Origin of the sequence: Mesorhizobium sp. M7D.F.Ca.US.004.01.2.1, assembly GCF_003997785.1 — a bacterium.
Lineage (GTDB): Bacteria > Pseudomonadota > Alphaproteobacteria > Rhizobiales > Rhizobiaceae > Mesorhizobium > Mesorhizobium loti.
Map to the genome: position 1 here is coordinate 1 of NZ_RZRQ01000116.1, position 17,317 is coordinate 17,317.

The following is a 17,317-nucleotide window of genomic DNA, read 5'->3' on the forward strand; positions in this document are numbered from 1 at the left end:
GAAAAAGACAGCGGAGAAAAACAAGGCAACCGCCGAATACATGTCCGAGGCAAGGGCCCGGGAGATCAAGACGGCAAGGCTGAGGGAGCTGCGGCTGGCCAAGGAAGAGGCCGACCGCGTCGCTGAAGCCCTGAACCCGACGCCGAAGAAGAAGCGGGTGACCAAGAAGGCCGCCGCCACGGAGGTCAAGACATGAGCCTCACCTTCCCCAACCGCAGCCGCAGCTATGACGAAGCCGGCAAGCGCATCCGTTTCGTCGGCCATGACGGCATGTTCCAGATCTCGTTCTCCGTCGCAGCCGACGCCATGGCCAAGATGCGGCCGGGAACTGCTGCCGACGAGGCTGGCTACCTCCAGACATTCGACACCGAGAGCAGCGCCATCCGCGAAGTGGCGGCAAAGGCCTACGACCGCACCCACAAGAGCATGTATGTGCTGACGGCAGCCGATTTCGGCTGATCAGCCCAATGCATGTCGCTCAAAACAAAGATTAAAGATCCATCTCCTCGACCATCGCGCGTATCTTCGCAGCCTTTTCAAAATGGTCGAGGCGGTGCGTTCTGATCCACCATTCGGCGGCTTCCATCAGGAGTTCGGGGTCGTCGTTCCTGTTGGCGAAAAACGCGTAGAACGACACGCCGACGCCGGCCCCCTTCTCGGAGATCTTGCGGTCGCAGACCTCCAGTATCTTCTGCTTCAGGCTGGCTCTCACGGGAATCCCTTGATTTGCGGTGCGGCAGGCTTCTGCCGGCGGCCGGTACGGATCAGGCCTTGCGCTCGGCCCGCTCGCGGCGTTTGACGTCGCGGACATTCATCTGCACGACCATGTCCTCGGCCTCACGCGGACCCATCCCGACCATCACCTTTTGCCGGACCACGGCAGGCTGGCCGGTGAAGACGTCGATGATGCTCCAGCTCTGGGGGAGCTCCATGCGCAGCGTGTAGCGGTTGGCCATGCCGGTCAGCCCTGCATCATGAAAAACACGGCGCCCAGGATCAGCACCGTCCAGGCGATGACCGACAGCTTCAGCATCATGCCGCCATGCGCGGCCACCAGCTCCCGCAGGCGCGACACGACACCCGCCGACGACGCCGGCGCCACCAGGGCGACAGGCGCCTTGAGGCCAAGTTTTCCAAAGACGGGCAGCAGCGACGGTTCACGCACGAAAATGACCTCGAATGTCGGGAAGAGCGGAGCAAGGACGCTCATGTCCCTTCCATAGCACTCTTTTCGCGAGCGCCCTGCATGCCAAATGCAAATGGGCGCCACCGACTGTGGAAGATGTGCGGGCCAGGTCGGCGAGGGCTGTAGAACAAACAGCCGCCAGATCTCACGCCGCGGCGCTGCGGCCTCTCACGCCGGCTTGCGCCTTGAAGATGCGGAACGTGTTGCGCCCTGCCGCCTTGGCGGCATAGAGCGCGGTGTCGGCCTGCGCGAACAGATCGCAGGGCGCGCCCGCTTCAGCGAAGGCGATGCCGACCGAGGCGCCGAGCCCGAGCGACTGGCCACAGGCGGCGACCGGCTTGCCCATCGCCTCGATGATGCGGCGCGCCAGACCCGAGACCGCCCCACGATCGAGATGCGGCCCAACCAGCACCGCGAACTCGTCGCCGCCGACGCGGGCCACCAAATCGGCCTCGCCGCAGCCGGCGGCAAGCCGCTTTGCCGCTTCCTTCAGGCATTCGTCGCCGACGACATGGCCGAACGTATCGTTGACGGCCTTGAAGCCGTCGAGGTCGACCAGAAGCAGCGCGCCGAGCGGGCGGCCCTCGTCGGCATGCGCAAGCCGCGCCTGGAACCGGCCGCGATTGGCAAGCCCCGTCATGACGTCATATTCGGCGAGATAGCGCATCCGGTCCGACAGGATCTTCTCTTCGGTGATGTCCTGCTTCATGCCGAAGATGCGCACGGGAACGCCCTCCTCGCACTCGACCGTCGCGGTGATGCGGATCCAGCGGCTGCGGCCGGTGAAAGTGGTGATCTCGGCGTCGAGATTGAAGCCGCTGCGCTCGGCGATCGCGCGACCGCGCAATGTGTCCAGCGCCTTACGCGACTCCGCCGGGTAGCACTTGATGATCTCCGAGCGATCGAGCACCGAGCCGCGCGGCAGGTCGAACAGATCATAGACGACATCGGTCCATGCCAGTTGCTCGCCGGGCAGGCTGCACTCCCAAACGCCGAGGCGCGCGGCGACCGAGGCGCGGTCGAAAATCTTGCGGCTGTGCGCCAGCGAAAGCTCCTGGCTGGCGATCAGTGCCGCCTGCGCCGCGAGCTCCGCCTTGAGCCGGGCGATTGTGGTGGCGGCGGCGCGGTGGCGTTCGTCGGCGCCTTGCATGGCCGCCGTCACGCCGGCGCGGGGCCGCGCCGGGCCTTTCGGACTGTAGGGCGTATCGGACATGTCGAGGCTCTGCTGTCTTGGCGGGAGATCACCATGGCGCGCAAGCGATTAACACTTCACTGACAATCAGTGGTTCCTCGCCCCCACGGGAGTGGGAGAGAGGAACCCAAGCCTTGCTATCTCTGACCTTTCTCTCCACCAACGGAACTCCCACCCACTTTTCTCCTTGAACGACCTCCCGATCTGGCCTAGCCTTGACTTGAGAAAAGGTTTTTTCAAACAGTTCCGATCAGGCTTGGCCATGTGCCGGGTCTTTTTTCGGACCTTAAGAGAAAACCTTTTCCCAACTGAGGATTCTCGGCGCCATGCCATCGGACGATCTGCCTGTCCCGGTCTTTTCCAAGCCAGTCACCTTGCGTGACGTGGCCGCGCAGGCCCGCGTCAGCGTCGCGACCGCCTCGAAGGCGCTCAACGACCAGGGGCGCATGACGGCCGAGACGCGCGAACGCATCCGCGAGACAGCCCGGCGTCTCGGCTTTCGGCCCAACAGCCTGGCGCAGAGCCTGCTCAGGCGGCGCAGCTTCACCGTCGGCCTGCTCACCAACGATACTTATGGCCGTTTCTCGCTGCCGCTGATGTCGGGCATTTCGGACGCGCTGGTCGACAATGGCGTCTCGGTGTTCCTGTGCAATGTCGAGGAAGATCCGCGCCTTGGCCAGATGCATGTCGACGCCATGCTCGACAAGCGCGTCGACGGCATCATCGCCACCGGCAAGCGCATCGACCGCCATCTGCCTGTCGACCTCTCCAATCTGCGCGTTCCGGTCATCTATGCCTTCACGCAGCCCGATCCCGACGCCATCGCCTTCGTCTCGGACGACGCCGAAGGTGCCCGGCTGGCGATCGAGCATTTCTGTCGGCTGGGTCGCAAGCACATCGCCCATGTCACCGGACCGGCGAGCTTCGCCGTGGTGCATGCCCGCGCCCAGGCTTACCGCGACGTGCTGATCGAAAACGGCCTGTCGGTCACCGAGCCGCTGCTCGGCTCCTGGTCGGAAGCCTGGGGTCACGAGGCGGTGGCGCACCTGTTCGACGGCAAGAGCGAGAGGCCGGATGCCGTCTTCTGCGGCAACGACCAGATCGCGCGCGGCGTCATCGATGCCTTGCGCGAGCGTGGCTTGAGCGTTCCCGGCGATGTCGGCGTTATCGGTTTCGACAATTGGGAGATCGTGGCCGAGGCGACGCGCCCGCCGCTGACCTCCGTCGATATGAACCTGGTCGCACTCGGGCGCGAGGCCGGGCTGACCCTGCTTTCGCTGGTCGGCGGCAAGCCCGCCGCGCCGGGCATTCGAAAACTGCCGTGCCGGCTGGTGGTGCGGCAGTCATGCGGCCATCCGCTGGATGGCTGAAGACGAAGCGCCGCGTGATCGGCGCCAAGCCGCGAAGCGCGGCCAACCCTGGAGGAGGAGAACATGAGGAACCTGATTGCCAAACTGGCCCTGGCCACTGCCGTTCTGGGCAGCGGGCTTGGCACTGCCGCCGCCGAGACGGCCAACATCTGGGTGCGCGCCGACGGCTCGAATTTCATGCCGAGGATCGTCGACGCCTACAACAAGGCGCACACCAACCAGGTCAAGCTGGACATCATCCCCAATGCCGAGATCATCCCGAAATATGGTGCCGCGGCCGCCGGCGGCACCGCGCCCGACGCGCTGTCGCTCGACCTGATCTACACGCCCTCCTTCGCCGCAGCCGGCCAGCTGGAGGACATCACCGACTGGGCCAAGTCCCTGCCCTATTTCGCCAGCCTGTCGCCGGCGCATGTGAAGACCGGAACCTACAAGGATCACATTTACGGCCTGCCCTTCTCCGCCGACGCCTCGGTGTTGATCTGGAACAAGAAGCTGTTCAAGCAGGCTGGCCTCGACCCTGAAAAAGGCCCGGCCAACTGGGCCGAGATCGCGGCCGACGCCGAGAAGGTCAACGCACTCGGCGGCAACATCAAGGGCTTCTACTTTTCCGGCAATTGCGGCGGCTGCAACATCTTCACCTTCACGCCGCTGATCTGGGCGTCTGGCGGCGACATCCTCTCGGAGGACGGCTCCAAGGCGACGCTGGACAGCCCGCAATTGCGCGGCGCCATCGATCTCTACCGCTCGATGGTCAAGAAGGATCTGGTGCCGGCAGGTGCGCAGACCGACACCGGCGCCAACTTCTTCGCCGCCTTCGCCGCCGGCAATATCGGCATCTCGCCGTCCGGCGCCTTCGCCATCGGCGCGCTCAACACCCAGTATCCCGATATCGACTACGGCGTCACCTTCCTGCCGGGCAAGGATAGCGGCTGGTCGTCCTTTGCCGGCGGCGACAATTTCGTCGTCACCAAGGGCACCACGAAACTGCCCGTGGTGAAGGAGTTCCTCGATTTCGCCTATTCGCTCGAGGGCCAGACGATCCTCGCCAAATACGGCAGCCTGCCGGTGCGCGGCGACATCGCCAAGGACGCGCTGAAGGATCTCGATCCACGCTACCAGATCGCCGCCGAGGCAATGGCCAAGGGCCGCACGCCTTATTCGGTGGTGTTCAACGACCTGATCAACTCCGCCAACGGGCCGTGGACGCAGATGATCAACGAGGTCTTCTTCGGCGACGATGTCGACGGCGCGATCGCCAATGCGCAGGAGACGATGCAGTCGATCATCGACCAGGCGCCGCAGAAATAAGCGCCAACCCCACCTCCCCCTCGAGGGGAGGTCGGACCGCAGGTCCGGGTGGGGTCGTCTCGGCAGTGCTCGACGTTTTCTGACGTCGGCGCGCTGTAGAGACGACCCCACCCCCGGCCTTCGGCCGGCCCCTCCCCTCAAGGGGGAGGGGGACGCAGTGCCAACGGAAGAGCAGCCATGACCGTCATCACCGCAGCAACCACCGCCCCGCCCCGCGCCCGCAAAGTCGCCGGCCGCCGGCAGTGGATCGGCCTGCTTTATGTCGCGCCGGCTGTCGCGCTGGTCGTCGTCTTCTTCCTGATCCCGCTCGGCATGACGGCGTGGATGTCGCTGCACAACTGGCCCTTGATGGGCGAGCACTTCTATATCGGCCTCGGCAACTATGTCGCCATCCTGCGCGACACCAGGTTCTGGAACGCGCTGCGCTTCACCGCCTACTACACCGTGATCGTCACCATCGCGATCTTCGTGGTGGCGTTTCCGCTGGCGCTGTTCGTCGAACGGCCGCGGCCGCTGACCAATCTCTACCGGACCATGTTCTTCATGCCGGCGGTTGTCGGTTTCGCCTCGGCCAGTCTGCTCTGGTCGTGGCTCTTGAATGTCGATTCCGGCCTGTTCAGCCCGGCCGCCTACGACCTCGGCCTGATCGACAGGAAGTTCAACCTTCTGGCCACCTTCCAGCCGGCCTTCTGGTCGATCATCGCCATGGTCGTCTGGAAGGTCGCCGGCTTCACCATGATCATCCTGATGGCCGGCCTGCAATCGATCCCGCAGGATCTGCAGGAGGCCGCCGTCATCGACGGCGCCGGGCCTTTCGCCAGGTTCAGGGCGATCACCCTGCCACTGATGCGCCGTACGCTCGCGCTGGCGCTGATCCTGTCGGTCGCCGGCTCGATCCTCGCCTTCGACCAGTTCTACATCATCCTGCGCGGCGGCCCGCGCAACCAGACGCTGACGGCGGTCTACTGGATCTTCAACCAGTCCTTCGTGTCGTTCAAGCTCGGCTATGGCGCGGCTTTGTCGATGGTGCTGCTCGTCGTCCTGGTGGCGCTCAGCCTCGTCCAGCTGTGGCTGCTGCGCAAGCCCGAGGGGCTCGACTGATGGCGCAGGCCGCCTACCGCAACCGCCGGCTTCTGGCCCGCATCGGTGAGCATTCGACCGGCGTCATCGCCTCGGTGCTGTTTGCGGCGCCGATCGTGTGGGCGGTGCTGTCGGCGTTCAAGCCGGCGCAGGAAGCACGCCTGCCGCCGCTGCCGCCCTGGCCGACATCAGGCTTCTCGCTGGAGAACTATGCCACGCTCAACAGCTTCGGCGACGGGCTGTGGGTCTCGGCACAGAACAGCATCTACGTCTCGGTGATGACGGTGGTGCTGTCGGTCGCAGTCAGCGTGCTGGCCGGCTACGGCTTTTCGCGGTTCCGGTTTCCGTGCAAGGACCTGTTCTTCATCCTCATCCTGTCGACGATCATGATCCCGTTCCAGTCGATCTTGACGCCGATCTTCCTGGTGCTGACCAAGCTTGGCCTGCACAACACGCTGACCGGCCTAGTCGGCGTCTATGTCACGCTGCAACTGCCGTTCTCGATCTTCATGATGCGCAACGCCTTCGACGCGGTGCCGCGCGAGATCGAGGAAGCCGCCCGCATGGACGGTGCCAGCAATCTCACCATGCTTTTGAAGGTGATGCTGCCGCTGGTCTGGCCGGGCGTCGTCACCATCGCGCTGTTTGCCTTCCTCGGCGCCTGGAACGAATTCCTCGCCGCCCTGGTGCTGATGACCGACCAGTCCAAATTCACCCTGCCGGTGATGATGACCGCACTGCAATCGGGCCGCTTCGGCGCCATCGACTGGGGCGCGGTGCAGGCGGGCGTCACCGTGATGATGGTGCCGTGCCTCATCCTTTTCCTGGCCCTGCAGCGCTTCTACATCCGCGGCCTGATGGCCGGGGCCGTCAAATAGACAGACCGAATGGAGTAAGTTCATGACCGCATCGCCATCCGCAAAGACCGGAAAACCAAAGCTCGCCTTCCGCCCGCTGCCGGTGCCGCAGGTCGACGTGCACGGCTTCTGGGGCGACCGCGCCGACGCGGTCGCCACGCGCACCGCCGACATCCTCTACGAGCGCTGCGTCGAGGCGCGCATGCTGGAGCAGATCGATCCGGACCGGCCCTCGCCCGGCATCGTCATCCCCTTCCATGTCAATGACGGCTTCACCGCCCGCACCGTGACGACGCAGATGTTCTGGGATTCCGACTGGGGCAAGACCATCGAAACCGCGGCCTATTCGCTCTATCGGCGCAAGAACCCCGAACTGGAGAAGAAGATCGATGTCGTCATCGACATGTATGAGAAGCTGCAGCAGGAAGACGGCTATCTCTCCAGCTGGTACCAGCGCATCCAGCCCGGCCTGCGCTGGACCAATCTGCGCGACTGCCACGAGCTCTATTGCGCCGGCCATCTGATCGAAGGCGCGGTCGCCTACTACCAGGCCACGGGAAAACGCAAGCTGCTCGATGTGATGTGTCGCTTCGTCGACCATATCGCCACGGTGCTGGGGCCGCAGCCCGGCCAGAAACATGGCTATTGCGGCCATGAGGAAATCGAGTTGGCGCTGGTCAAGCTGGCACGGGTGACAGGCGAGCAGAAATACATGGAGCTGGCGAAATACTTCATCGACGAGCGCGGCCGGCAGCCGCATTATTTCGACGAGGAGGCCCGCGCCCGCGGCGCCGATCCGAAGGATTTCCACTTCAAGACCTATGAGTATAACCAGTCGCACAAGCCGGTGCGCGAGCAGGACAAGGTGGTCGGCCACGCGGTCAGGGCGATGTACCTCTATTCGGGCATGGCCGACATCGCCACCGAGTATGGCGACGACACGCTGCGCACCGCACTCGACCTTCTGTGGGACGATCTCACCACCAAGAGCCTCTACATCACCGGTGGGCTCGGACCGTCGGCGGACAATGAGGGTTTCACCAGCGACTACGACCTGCCCAACGAGAGCGCCTATGCCGAGACATGCGCCGCGGTCGGGCTGGTGTTCTGGGCCAGCCGCATGCTCGGCATGGGACCGAACGCGCGCTACGCCGACATGATGGAACGCGCCCTCTACAATGGCTCGATCTCGGGCCTGTCGCTCGACGGCTCGCTGTTCTTCTACGAGAATCCGCTGGAAAGCCGGGGCGCCCACAACCGCTGGAAATGGCACCGCTGCCCCTGCTGCCCGCCCAATATCGGGCGCATGGTCGCCTCGATCGGCAGCTATTTCTACAGCTTGGCCGACGATGCGCTGGCCGTTCATCTCTATGGCGATTCGACCGCCCGCTTCGACATATCAGGCATCCCGGCCAGCCTTGCCCAGGCGAGCCGCTATCCCTGGGACGGCGCCGTCGAGATCACGCTCGAGCCGCAGGCGCCGGTCGAGTTCACGCTGCACCTGCGCATCCCAGCCTGGAGCGCCGCCGCCGAGCTGAAGATCAATGGCGAGGCGGTCAAGCTGGCTGAAATCACCAGCGACGGCTATGCCGCGATCCAGCGGACATGGAAAAAGGGCGACCAGGTGCGGCTCGATCTCGAAATGCCGATCGAGCGGCTCTATGCCAATCCGCAGGTGCGCCAGGATGCCGGCCGCGTCGCGCTGTCGCGCGGTCCGCTGATCTACTGCGTCGAGGCATCAGACAATGACAGCCAGCTGCATCGCGTGTCCCTGCCGAGGACGGCCAGCGTCGAAGCACGGCACCGGCCGGAGCTTCTCGGCGGTGTGGTGACGCTGTCGGCCACAGCACTTGCCGACGCCGCCGACGGTTGGCAAAGCGGGCTCTACAGGCCCGAGCCGCCGGCCACCGCCGAGACGCGCCTGACCGCCATTCCCTACTTCGCCTGGGACAACCGCGAGCCCGGCGAAATGCTGGTATGGCTCAGGGACGGGTGAACGACAGGCGTCCGATCTCCTCGGCCACCAGCGCCTGCAGCTGCCACAGATTGCGGTCGCGGATGCCGCAGGCTTCGAGGTGGCGGATGGTCTCGAACAGATATTCGGCACCCGAGCCCCAATGGCCGACGGCTGTCGCCAGCGTCGCCGCGATCGCCTGCTTGTCGAGCTTGCCGGCATAGCGCGGATTGGCCGGATCGACGACGAAGCCGAGCGCGCGGCATGAGCCGCCTGCGGTCCTGACCTGCAGCCAGCGCGGCACGTTGACGGCCGGCAGGATGGTCATCTCGCGGCGCAGCAGCGCTTCGAGATTGGCCGCCACCGGCTCGGCGATCTCGAACACCATGCCCTGGCACTGGCCGCCGCGATCGAGCGCCATCATCAGGCCGGGCTGCTCGACGGTGCCGCGAAAACGCTGCACCGTGAAGCAGAACGAACGGTGCCAGCCGGTCGCCACCGCGCGTTCGCCGCCGCTCACCTCGCCTGCGGGTTTCCACAGCAGCGAGCCATAGGCAAACAATTTCAGCGGCCCGGCTGGAGCCGTGGCCAGCACTTCGTCGCGGATGCGCGCATAGTCCGCATCGGTCATGTAAACCATGCCCGGCGTCGGCCCGGCATCCTCTACCGCGCGCATGGTGCGGGCAACGAGGTCCGCGGTCAGAGCCATCGGCGCCTTGCGTGGTGGTGCGGTGGAAATCGGCTTGTTCATTCTTGCGCCTCGGGCATCGTCGCCATGTTGCTCAAGGCAAGGAGATTCTCAAGGGACGGCCGGACACGCGGACTCAAAATCTGAACAGCCACGCCCAACCGCCTGAAAGGATTCGTAAGTATCGACTATCCTAACGCCCCGGCGCCGCACTCAGTTCGCTGCGCCGCCAGGCGGCCGGCGAGATGCCGACCGAGCGCTTGAACTCGCGCCCGAAATGATAGACGTCGCAGAAGCCGCAGGCCTCGGCCACTTCGGCCAGCGGCTGGTCGCCCTGCACCAGCAGCGACTGCGCCTGCATCAGCCGCTCGCGCATCAGCCACTGGTGCGGGCTGGTGCGCAGATGCTTCTGGAACAGCCGCCTTATCTGAGAGGCGCCAAGGCCGGTGACAGTGGCGAGGTCCGGCGCCGTCCAGGCGGAGCCGGGCGCGGCGCGCATGGCGTCGAGTGCTGAAGCGAGCGGCTTCGGCAGATCGTCATTGCCGGCGCCGTTCACCGCACGGTCGACCAGAAGCAGGAATTCGGCGACCAGCTGGTTGAGGCGCAGGTCGAGCCCGGCGTCGCGCCGCCGCAACGCCGCGAACAGCCGCTCGAACCATGGCGCCGGACCGGTGCCTTCCGTGAACACGGTCCGCAATATCCCTTCGCCGAACAATTTCCGCCGCAGGATGGCCGGATCGGGCCCGTCGAGCCTGAACCAGAGCAAGGTCCAGGGATCGGCCGGATCGGCCGCGTGCACATGCGGCGCCTCGTTTGCCATCCACACCAGCTGGTTGGCGCGCACCTCCAGCCTCTGCCCCAGCGTCTCCACGAAACCCCGGCCCGACAGGCAATAGAGGATGTCCTGGCCGGGATAGACGGGCCGTTCGATGCGGTAGTCGGGCGCCGCGGCGACCTTGCCGGCGCGCAGCACGCTGAACGCCGTGCGCGTCCATCCGGCCGCCGGCACATAGTGGAAACTCTCGAAAACCGACGTCTTTGCCATCATGCGCGTTTTATACAAAGCGAGTGCCTTGCTGTCCATTTTGTTCGCTTCCAAGCGTCGCTATGGTCGATCTCAAGAGGACGGGATTTCGGCGGGTAGTGGCCGGATCCCCCAAGTTTTGCGGGCTTTCCAGGCGCCTTGCGCCAGCGGCGGCCCCGATGGACCAGGGAGGCAAGACGACGTTGGCGATGACCAAGCAGGAAACCGAGCTCTACGCCCGTGACGGGTACATTATCCGCAGGGGACTGCTGAGCGTCGCGGAAGTGGAGGATTTCCGAGACCACGCCCGCAAGCAGCTCGAGGCCGAGAACAAGAGCGGCGCCGTGATGGCCAAGGGCGACAAGGAAGGCAAGACCACTCTTCTCAAGATGTGGACCAAGGCCGAGGACGACAAATACGGCCTTCTCGCCCGCGACGAGCGCATGGTCGATCTGGCCGAGGCCGCCGTCGGCAAGCCGATCTACCTCTACAGCCACAAGATGACGATGAAGCAGCCCAATGAGGGCGGCGCCTGGGAATGGCACCAGGATTTCGGCTACTGGTACAATTACGGCTGCTTGGCGCCCGAGATGATGAGCATCTATGTCGCGCTCGACAAGGCGACCCGCGAGAACGGCTGCCTGCAGGTGCTGAAAGGCACGCACAAGCTCGGCCGTCTCAACCATATCAGAGAGAACGACCAGACCAATGTCGAGCAGGAACATCTGGACGCGGCGCTGAAACGCTTCGAGCACATCTATGTCGAGATGGAAGCCGGCGACGCCCTGATCTTCGACGGCAATCTGCTGCACCGCTCCGATGCCAACCGTTCGGACACCTATCGCTGGGGCTACATCTGTTCCTACAACGCCGTCGAGAACGCGCCGTTCAAGAAGGTGCGCGACTACGGAAATTTTGACGAGATGCACAAGGTGCCGGCCGGGTCCTTCCGCAAGGCGTCCTGACGCCGCAAATACAGGGTGTGGCGGTCAGCCCACGCCCGGCCATGATCCGGGGAGCCGCAACCGGACTCCCGAAAAATCATGGCGGAACAGGGAGATAGAGCCTGATCCTGAATCAGTTCGGGACCGGCTCCAAGGCAACGGCCCGCGCACGAGCTCGGCTCGGGTCGATGAAACGGAGGAGTGGCCACGCTGGTGAGGACCGGCGGGCCACGCGCAGGGAGGATGCTGTATGGCCGATGCGGTCAGGACCGGCGCGCGCGCGCCAGCCACGGACCGATTCACGATGGCGCGGCTGTTGCGGGCGCGCGAGGCAGGCGTGTTCATCGCGCTGCTCGTGCTGTGCCTGTTTTTGTCCTTCGCCACCGATGGATTCCTGACATCGCTGAACCTGCTCAATGTCGGGCGCCAGATCTCCTTGCTCGGGATCATGGCGGTCGGCATGACGTTCGTGCTGATCGCCGGCGAGGTCGACCTGTCGGTCGGCTCGACCTACGCATTCTCCGGCCTCGCCACAGGCATGCTGATCATTGCCGGCTGGACGCTGCTGCCGGCGATCGGCGTCGGCTTGCTCACCGGCGTCGCCATCGGCCTCATCAACGGCGTGCTTTCCACCTATGGCCGCCTGCCCTCGCTGATCGCCACGCTCGGCATGCTCTCCATCGTACGTGGTGCGGCCCTCATCCTGACCAACGGCCAGCCGGTGACGGTCAACGCCCGCAACGGCGCGTTGCCGGAAGTGCTGCAAACCTTCTCCTTCATCGGCCAGGGCTACCTGTTCACCATCATCCCGATGCAGCTGGTGTTCTTCGTCATCGTCGCGGTGCTGGCCTTGATTGTGCTGTCCTTCTCCAATTTCGGCTTCCGCGTCTATGCCGTCGGCGGCAGCGCCAAGGCCGCGCGGGTCTCCGGCATCTCCGTCAACAAGGTCAAGATATCAGCCTTCATCCTGATGGGCGTGCTCGCCGCGCTTGCCGGCATTCTGGGCCTCGCCTTCCTGCCCTCCAGCCAGGCCGGACGCACCGGGCTCGGCCTGGAGCTCGACGTCATCGCTGCCACCATCGTCGGCGGCGCCTCGCTGTCGGGCGGCGAAGGCACCATCCTCGGCACCATTCTGGGCGTGCTGATCATCGGCGTCATGCGCAACGGCCTGGTGCTGCTGGGCGTGTCGCCCTTCGTGCAGGAGCTGATGATCGGCCTGGTCATCATCATCGCGGTCGGCATCGACAAATGGAGCACGCGCCGAACGGGTTGATCACAGACAACGGGTTACTCGCAGAAAACAGAAGCAACCAGAACCAAAAAGGGAGGACTATCCATGAACATCAGACACGTCATTCTCGCAGCCACGCTCAGCCTGTTTCCGCTGTCGGCGCATGCCGAATCCAAGCTCGCCGATTTTACGCTGGCGCCGCGCATCAAGGCCAAGATCGATGCCGGCCAGCCGCTCGACATCTACGTTTCCTACCATGACGTCTCCAACGAATTCGCGCCGTTCATGAAGGCCGGCGTCGAGCGCGCCGCCAAGGAGGACAAGGTCGGCGCCCAGTTCATCGGCCCGGTCGGCGCCGATGCCGACGGCCAGATCTCGGAGATCGAGACGCTGATGGGCAAGATGGACGGGCTGGCGATCTCCTCCGTCTCCACCGACGCGCTGGCGCCGGTGATCGATCGCGTCATCGCCGCCGGCATCCCGGTCGTTACCTTCAACACCGACAATCCGGAGAGCAAGCGCCTCGCCTTCGCTGGCCAGGATCTCGTCCAGTCCGGCCGCGAGGCCGGCAAGCTGATGGCCAAGGTGCTGGGCGGCAAGGGCAAGGTGATGATCACCACCATCGACGCCGCCGCGCAGTGGTCGCTCGACCGCGAGAAGGGCGCGCGCGAGGCGCTGAAGGCCGAATCCGGCATCGAGGTGGTCTCGACGCTCAACACCGGCACCGACCCGCAGAAGATCTACGCGGCGATCGAGAACGCCATGCTCGCCAATCCGTCGATATCAGGCGTCTTGTCGCTCGAATGCTGCTCGACGCCCGCCGCAGGCACGTGGGTCGAACGCAACAAGGCCGCCGACAAGGTCAAGGTGGTCGGCTTCGACCTGCTCGACCAGACGGTGCAGCTTGTCCAGGACGGCAATGTCAATGCTACGATCGACCAGGCGCCGGAGAAGCAGGGCTTTGCCGCGGTCGACCTGATCGTCCAATTCCTCAAGGGCCAGCCGATCAACAATGTCGACACCGGCGTCGGCATCTACACCAAGGAAAACATCGCCGAGGTGGCCAAGAAGTAACAAGCAAGCCGAGCAGGTTTGCCGATCCGGCAGACCTGCTCGGCCAGCCAGCCAATGACAGAGCAACAGACCCCCATCGTCGAAATCTCCGGGCTGACCAAGCGGTTCCCCGGCGTGCTGGCGCTCGACCGCATTTCCGTCGGCTTCCGCGCCGGCGAGGTGCACGCCGTCATCGGCGAGAACGGCGCCGGCAAATCGACGCTGATGAACATCCTGGCCGGCGACCTGCAACCGGACGGCGGCGAAATCCGCATCGACGGCAGCCGCGCCACCATTGCCTCGCCGCTGGCCAGCCGCGCCGCCGGCATCACCGTGGTCTACCAGGAACTGGCGCTCTGCCCGACGCTGACCATCGCCGAGAACATCATGATGTCGGACATGGCGGCGCGCTCGTCGCTGTCCTTCGTGCCGCGCGACCAGATGCGGCGCGAGGCGCGCGCGGCACTGACCCGGCTCGGCATGGGCGCGCTCGATCCCGACACGAAAGTGTCGCGCCTGTCGGTGGCCGAGATGCAGCTGGTCGAGATCGCTGGCGCCATCCGCCAGCGCGCCCGCGTGCTGGTGCTCGACGAACCCAATTCGGCGCTGTCCAAGCGTGAGAGCGAACGGCTGTTCGAAATCGTCAGGCAGTTGCGCGGCGAAGACGTCACCGTCATCTACGTCTCGCATCATCTGAAGGAAGTGCTCGACCTTGCCGACCGCATCACCGTGATGCGCGACGGCCGCACCATCGAGACCATCGACAATGACGGCGTGTCGGAAGACCGGCTGATCCGCGCCATGGTCGGCCGCGACCTCGACACGGCGGCGCAATGGTCGCTGCAACCGGAAGCGCGGTCGGATGAGGCGGCAATCGTGCTGTCTGTCGACAAGCTGACCGCGCCGGGGCTGGACAGGCTGAGCTTTCATGCCCGCGCCGGCGAAATCCTCGGCATTGGCGGCCTGCCGGATTCCGGCAAGGACATGCTGGGCGAGGCGCTGTTCGGCCTGTGCCAGCGCAGCGGCCGCGTCACCATAGACGGCAAGGAATTGCGCGCCGCCGACCCGCAGGCCTCGATCCGCAACGGCATGGCGTTGGTGCCGGCCGACCGCCGCGGCGCCGGTGCGCTGTTGTCGATGAGCGTCGCCAACAATGTCGTCTCGGCCTCGCTGCCGCGCTTCTCGATGGCCGGCTTCATGCGGCGTGGTGCCGTGCGCCGCGAGGCCCGCGCGCAGGTCGCCCGGCTCGACGCGCGCATTTCACATCTCGGTCAAAAGCTGGCGACCTTGTCGGGCGGCAACCAGCAGAAGATCATCCTTGGGCGCAGCCTGGTCACCAACCCGCGCGTGCTGGTGCTGCACGAGCCGACGCGCGGCGTCGATGTCGGCGCCAAGGCCGAGATCTACGCCATCCTGCGCGGCATCGCCGGCGAAGGCGTGGCTGTGGTGATGATCTCGTCGGAGATTCCCGAATTGATCATGAACGCCGAACGCGTTCTGGTGCTGCGCAATGGTGGCATATCGGGCGAGCTGACCGGAGCCGGCATCAACGAGGAAGCGATCCTGGCACGCGCCATGGCGTCCTGAACGAGGCATTGATGAGCACACCCAGAATTACCATCGTCGGCAGTTTCGCGGTCGGCCTGACCATGCGGGCGCCAAAACTGCCGATCTTCGGCGAGACGATGCTCGGCACCGATTTCGACATGGGCGCCGGCGGCAAGGGCTCGAACCAGGCGGTGGCCACCGCAAGGCTCGGCGCGCGCTCGGCGCTGGTCGCCATCATCGGCACCGACAAGCTCGCCGGCATTGCCACCGACCTCTATGCCGCCGAGGGCGTCGATGCGAGCCTGGTCACGACGAGAACCGAACGCGCCACCGGCGTCGGCTTCATCATCCTCAACGACAAGGGTGAGAACTTCATCATCCTCGACATGGGCGCCAACGAGCTGATGGATGCGGCGACCGTCGACGCGGCCGAACAGCGCATCGCGCAAAGCGATGTCGTCATGACCGTGCTTGAAGTGCCGATCGCGGCCGCCGCCCGCGCCATGCAGCTTGGCCGCAAGCATGGCGCCCGCACCATCCTCAACCCGGCACCGGCGCGCCAGCTTCCCGACGCGATCTTCGCCTCCGTCGACTATTTGACCCCCAACGAGAGCGAATTGCGCATCCTGCTCGGCCTGCCGGCCGACGATCCGCGCTCCTCGCGCGAACTCGCCGGCGAATTGCGCCGGCGAGGCGTGCGCAACGTGGTGGTGACGCTCGGCCGCAGCGGCGCCCTGATCCTGACCGATGAGCTCGACGTGATGGTGCCAGCCGTGCCCGTCGCCGTGGTCGACACCACCGGTGCCGGCGACGCCTTCAACTCCGGCTTCGCGGTGGCGCTGGCCGAAGGCCGCGACATCGTCGACGCGGTCCGCTTCGGCGTCGTCTGCGGCGGCATCGCCTGCACCCGGCTCGGCGTCATTCCGGGCCTGCCCGAGCGGGCACAGGCCGATGCGCTCTACGCCGAGGCAATCAAGACAACATGGAAGGGACCGACATGAACCGAAACCGGCTGCTCAACGCCGAACTGGCGCACGCCATCGCCTCGATGGGCCATGGCGATTTGATGATCGTTTGCGATGCGGGCTTTCCGATCCCGTCGAGCGCCTGGCGCATCGACCTCGCCATCTCGCCCGACGTGCCCGACCTCGAAACCGTGCTGGCGCCGATCGCCGCCAACCTGATCGCCGAGCGCGTCGGCTATGCCGACACGCTGCCGGTGCACAATGCGCCGCTGCTGGCCAAGCTGAAGCGATTGTTCCCCGACGCCGATTTCGAGACCACGACGCACGAGACCATCCTTGGCGAGATGGCGGCCAAGGCCAAGGTCATCGTGCGCACCGGCGCCTTCGACCCGTGGGGCAACATCCTGCTCTATTCCGGCGTCGACGTGCCGGCCTGGTTTTCCAAGCCCGGTGTCGTTGCGCCGGACTACTATGCCAAGAAGCTGAAGGGCTAAGATGCCGCGCATCTTCGACTTCGGCGGCCGCGAGGTCGAGCGCAGCGTGACCGTCGCCAGCCTGCGGGCGCTGAAGGGCGGCGGCCGGCATGCCGCCCAGGTGACGGCCGAAACCGCCGAAGAGGCGGGGGCGGCCGAGGCCGCCGGCATCGAGATGGTGGTCTGCCGCGCCGCCAACGTGTCCCGCGTGCGCGAAGGATCGCGCCGCGTCTTCGTCACCGCCGCGCTCGGCTTTGCCGATGTGGTGACATCAGACGAAATCCTGCGCACCGCCTTCTCCGCCGTCACGGCGGGCGCCGACGCCGTCATCACCGGGCGCGGTCTCGATACCGTGCGCATGCTCGCCAACGAACAGATCCCCGTCATGGGCCATCTCGGTTTCGTGCCGCGCAAATCCACCTGGGTCGGCAGCATTCGGGC

At 65.4% G+C, this 17,317-nt stretch carries 20 protein-coding genes; 14 read left to right on the forward strand and 6 right to left on the reverse strand.

The genetic code is table 11. The features are described from left to right. Both EN993_RS17415 and EN993_RS17420 read left to right on the forward strand, forming a co-directional pair. The coding region (locus tag EN993_RS17415) for a hypothetical protein (RefSeq protein ID WP_127264342.1) at positions 1-196 on the forward strand (196 nt) is incomplete at its 5' end. After that, positions 193-459: a DUF1488 domain-containing protein gene (locus tag EN993_RS17420; protein WP_056591303.1), complete on the forward strand. Its 267-nt coding sequence runs from the start codon at positions 193-195 to the stop codon at positions 457-459. The genes EN993_RS17415 and EN993_RS17420, both read left to right, overlap by 4 nt. Positions 460-490: 31 nt before the next feature. On the opposite strand, the gene EN993_RS17425 is transcribed toward EN993_RS17420, so the two are convergent. From EN993_RS17425 to EN993_RS17440, 4 genes are all read right to left on the reverse strand, one after another. Then, on the reverse strand, positions 491-712 hold the full coding sequence (locus tag EN993_RS17425; RefSeq protein ID WP_109660331.1) for a DUF6500 family protein: 222 nt from the start codon (positions 710-712) through the stop codon (positions 491-493). Positions 713-764: 52 nt separating this feature from the next. Further along, positions 765-956: a hypothetical protein gene (locus tag EN993_RS17430; protein WP_027160878.1), complete on the reverse strand. Its 192-nt coding sequence runs from the start codon at positions 954-956 to the stop codon at positions 765-767. A gap of 5 nt (positions 957-961) precedes the next feature. Then, on the reverse strand, positions 962-1,210 hold the full coding sequence (locus tag EN993_RS17435) for a hypothetical protein (RefSeq protein WP_245462894.1): 249 nt from the start codon (positions 1,208-1,210) through the stop codon (positions 962-964). A gap of 121 nt (positions 1,211-1,331) precedes the next feature. Then, on the reverse strand, positions 1,332-2,399 hold the full coding sequence (locus EN993_RS17440; protein WP_127264343.1) for a sensor domain-containing diguanylate cyclase: 1,068 nt from the start codon (positions 2,397-2,399) through the stop codon (positions 1,332-1,334). A 305-nt stretch (positions 2,400-2,704) separates the two neighbouring features. On the opposite strand from EN993_RS17440, the gene EN993_RS17445 reads away from it, so the two are divergent. From EN993_RS17445 to EN993_RS17465, 5 genes are all read left to right on the forward strand, one after another. Further along, complete coding sequence (locus tag EN993_RS17445; protein ID WP_127264345.1) at positions 2,705-3,748, forward strand: LacI family DNA-binding transcriptional regulator; 1,044 nt, start codon at positions 2,705-2,707, stop codon at positions 3,746-3,748. 63 nt (positions 3,749-3,811) lie between these two features. Further along, complete coding sequence (locus tag EN993_RS17450; RefSeq protein WP_127264347.1) at positions 3,812-5,059, forward strand: sugar ABC transporter substrate-binding protein; 1,248 nt, start codon at positions 3,812-3,814, stop codon at positions 5,057-5,059. 177 nt (positions 5,060-5,236) lie between these two features. Continuing rightward, positions 5,237-6,160 carry a sugar ABC transporter permease gene (locus EN993_RS17455; RefSeq protein ID WP_127264349.1) on the forward strand — a complete coding sequence of 308 codons (924 nt, stop codon included), beginning with the start codon at positions 5,237-5,239 and terminating at the stop codon, positions 6,158-6,160. Beyond that, positions 6,160-7,017 (forward strand): carbohydrate ABC transporter permease, encoded by an 858-nt coding sequence (locus EN993_RS17460; RefSeq protein WP_127264351.1) that lies wholly within the window; start codon positions 6,160-6,162, stop codon positions 7,015-7,017. The genes EN993_RS17455 and EN993_RS17460 overlap by 1 nt, the downstream gene beginning before the upstream one ends. 22 nt (positions 7,018-7,039) lie before the next feature. Beyond that, entirely contained in the window at positions 7,040-8,992 is a 1,953-nt protein-coding gene (locus EN993_RS17465) for a glycoside hydrolase family 127 protein (RefSeq protein WP_127264353.1), read from the forward strand. Here the strand turns inward: EN993_RS17465 and EN993_RS17470 are convergent. Both EN993_RS17470 and EN993_RS17475 read right to left on the reverse strand, forming a co-directional pair. Then, complete coding sequence (locus EN993_RS17470; protein WP_109660317.1) at positions 8,979-9,701, reverse strand: gamma-glutamylcyclotransferase; 723 nt, start codon at positions 9,699-9,701, stop codon at positions 8,979-8,981. The two genes, EN993_RS17465 and EN993_RS17470, sit on opposite strands and share 14 nt — an antisense overlap. 130 nt (positions 9,702-9,831) lie before the next feature. Further along, positions 9,832-10,722: an AraC family transcriptional regulator gene (locus EN993_RS17475; RefSeq protein WP_127264355.1), complete on the reverse strand. Its 891-nt coding sequence runs from the start codon at positions 10,720-10,722 to the stop codon at positions 9,832-9,834. 119 nt (positions 10,723-10,841) lie between these two features. Here EN993_RS17475 and EN993_RS17480 point away from each other — a divergent pair, with 119 nt between their 5' ends. From EN993_RS17480 to EN993_RS17510, 7 genes are all read left to right on the forward strand, one after another. Next, on the forward strand, positions 10,842-11,627 hold the full coding sequence (locus EN993_RS17480) for a phytanoyl-CoA dioxygenase family protein (protein WP_127264357.1): 786 nt from the start codon (positions 10,842-10,844) through the stop codon (positions 11,625-11,627). A 229-nt stretch (positions 11,628-11,856) separates the two neighbouring features. Further along, entirely contained in the window at positions 11,857-12,879 is a 1,023-nt protein-coding gene (locus EN993_RS17485; protein WP_127264359.1) for an ABC transporter permease, read from the forward strand. 63 nt (positions 12,880-12,942) lie between these two features. Next, the gene (locus EN993_RS17490) at positions 12,943-13,911 is read left to right on the forward strand and encodes a sugar ABC transporter substrate-binding protein (RefSeq protein WP_127264361.1); all 969 of its coding nucleotides are present in this window, start codon (positions 12,943-12,945) and stop codon (positions 13,909-13,911) included. 54 nt (positions 13,912-13,965) lie between these two features. Beyond that, a complete protein-coding gene (locus tag EN993_RS17495) occupies positions 13,966-15,477 on the forward strand; it encodes a sugar ABC transporter ATP-binding protein (RefSeq protein WP_109660309.1) in 1,512 nt (503 codons plus the stop codon). 11 nt (positions 15,478-15,488) lie between these two features. Beyond that, positions 15,489-16,439 (forward strand): ribokinase, encoded by a 951-nt coding sequence (locus EN993_RS17500; protein WP_109660307.1) that lies wholly within the window; start codon positions 15,489-15,491, stop codon positions 16,437-16,439. Beyond that, the gene (gene rbsD / locus EN993_RS17505) at positions 16,436-16,897 is read left to right on the forward strand and encodes a D-ribose pyranase (RefSeq protein ID WP_109661348.1); all 462 of its coding nucleotides are present in this window, start codon (positions 16,436-16,438) and stop codon (positions 16,895-16,897) included. Before EN993_RS17500 ends, rbsD begins: the two co-directional genes overlap by 4 nt. 1 nt (position 16,898) lies before the next feature. Beyond that, positions 16,899-17,317 (forward strand): 3-methyl-2-oxobutanoate hydroxymethyltransferase (locus EN993_RS17510; protein WP_206532380.1); only part of this gene is annotated, 419 nt, incomplete at its 3' end.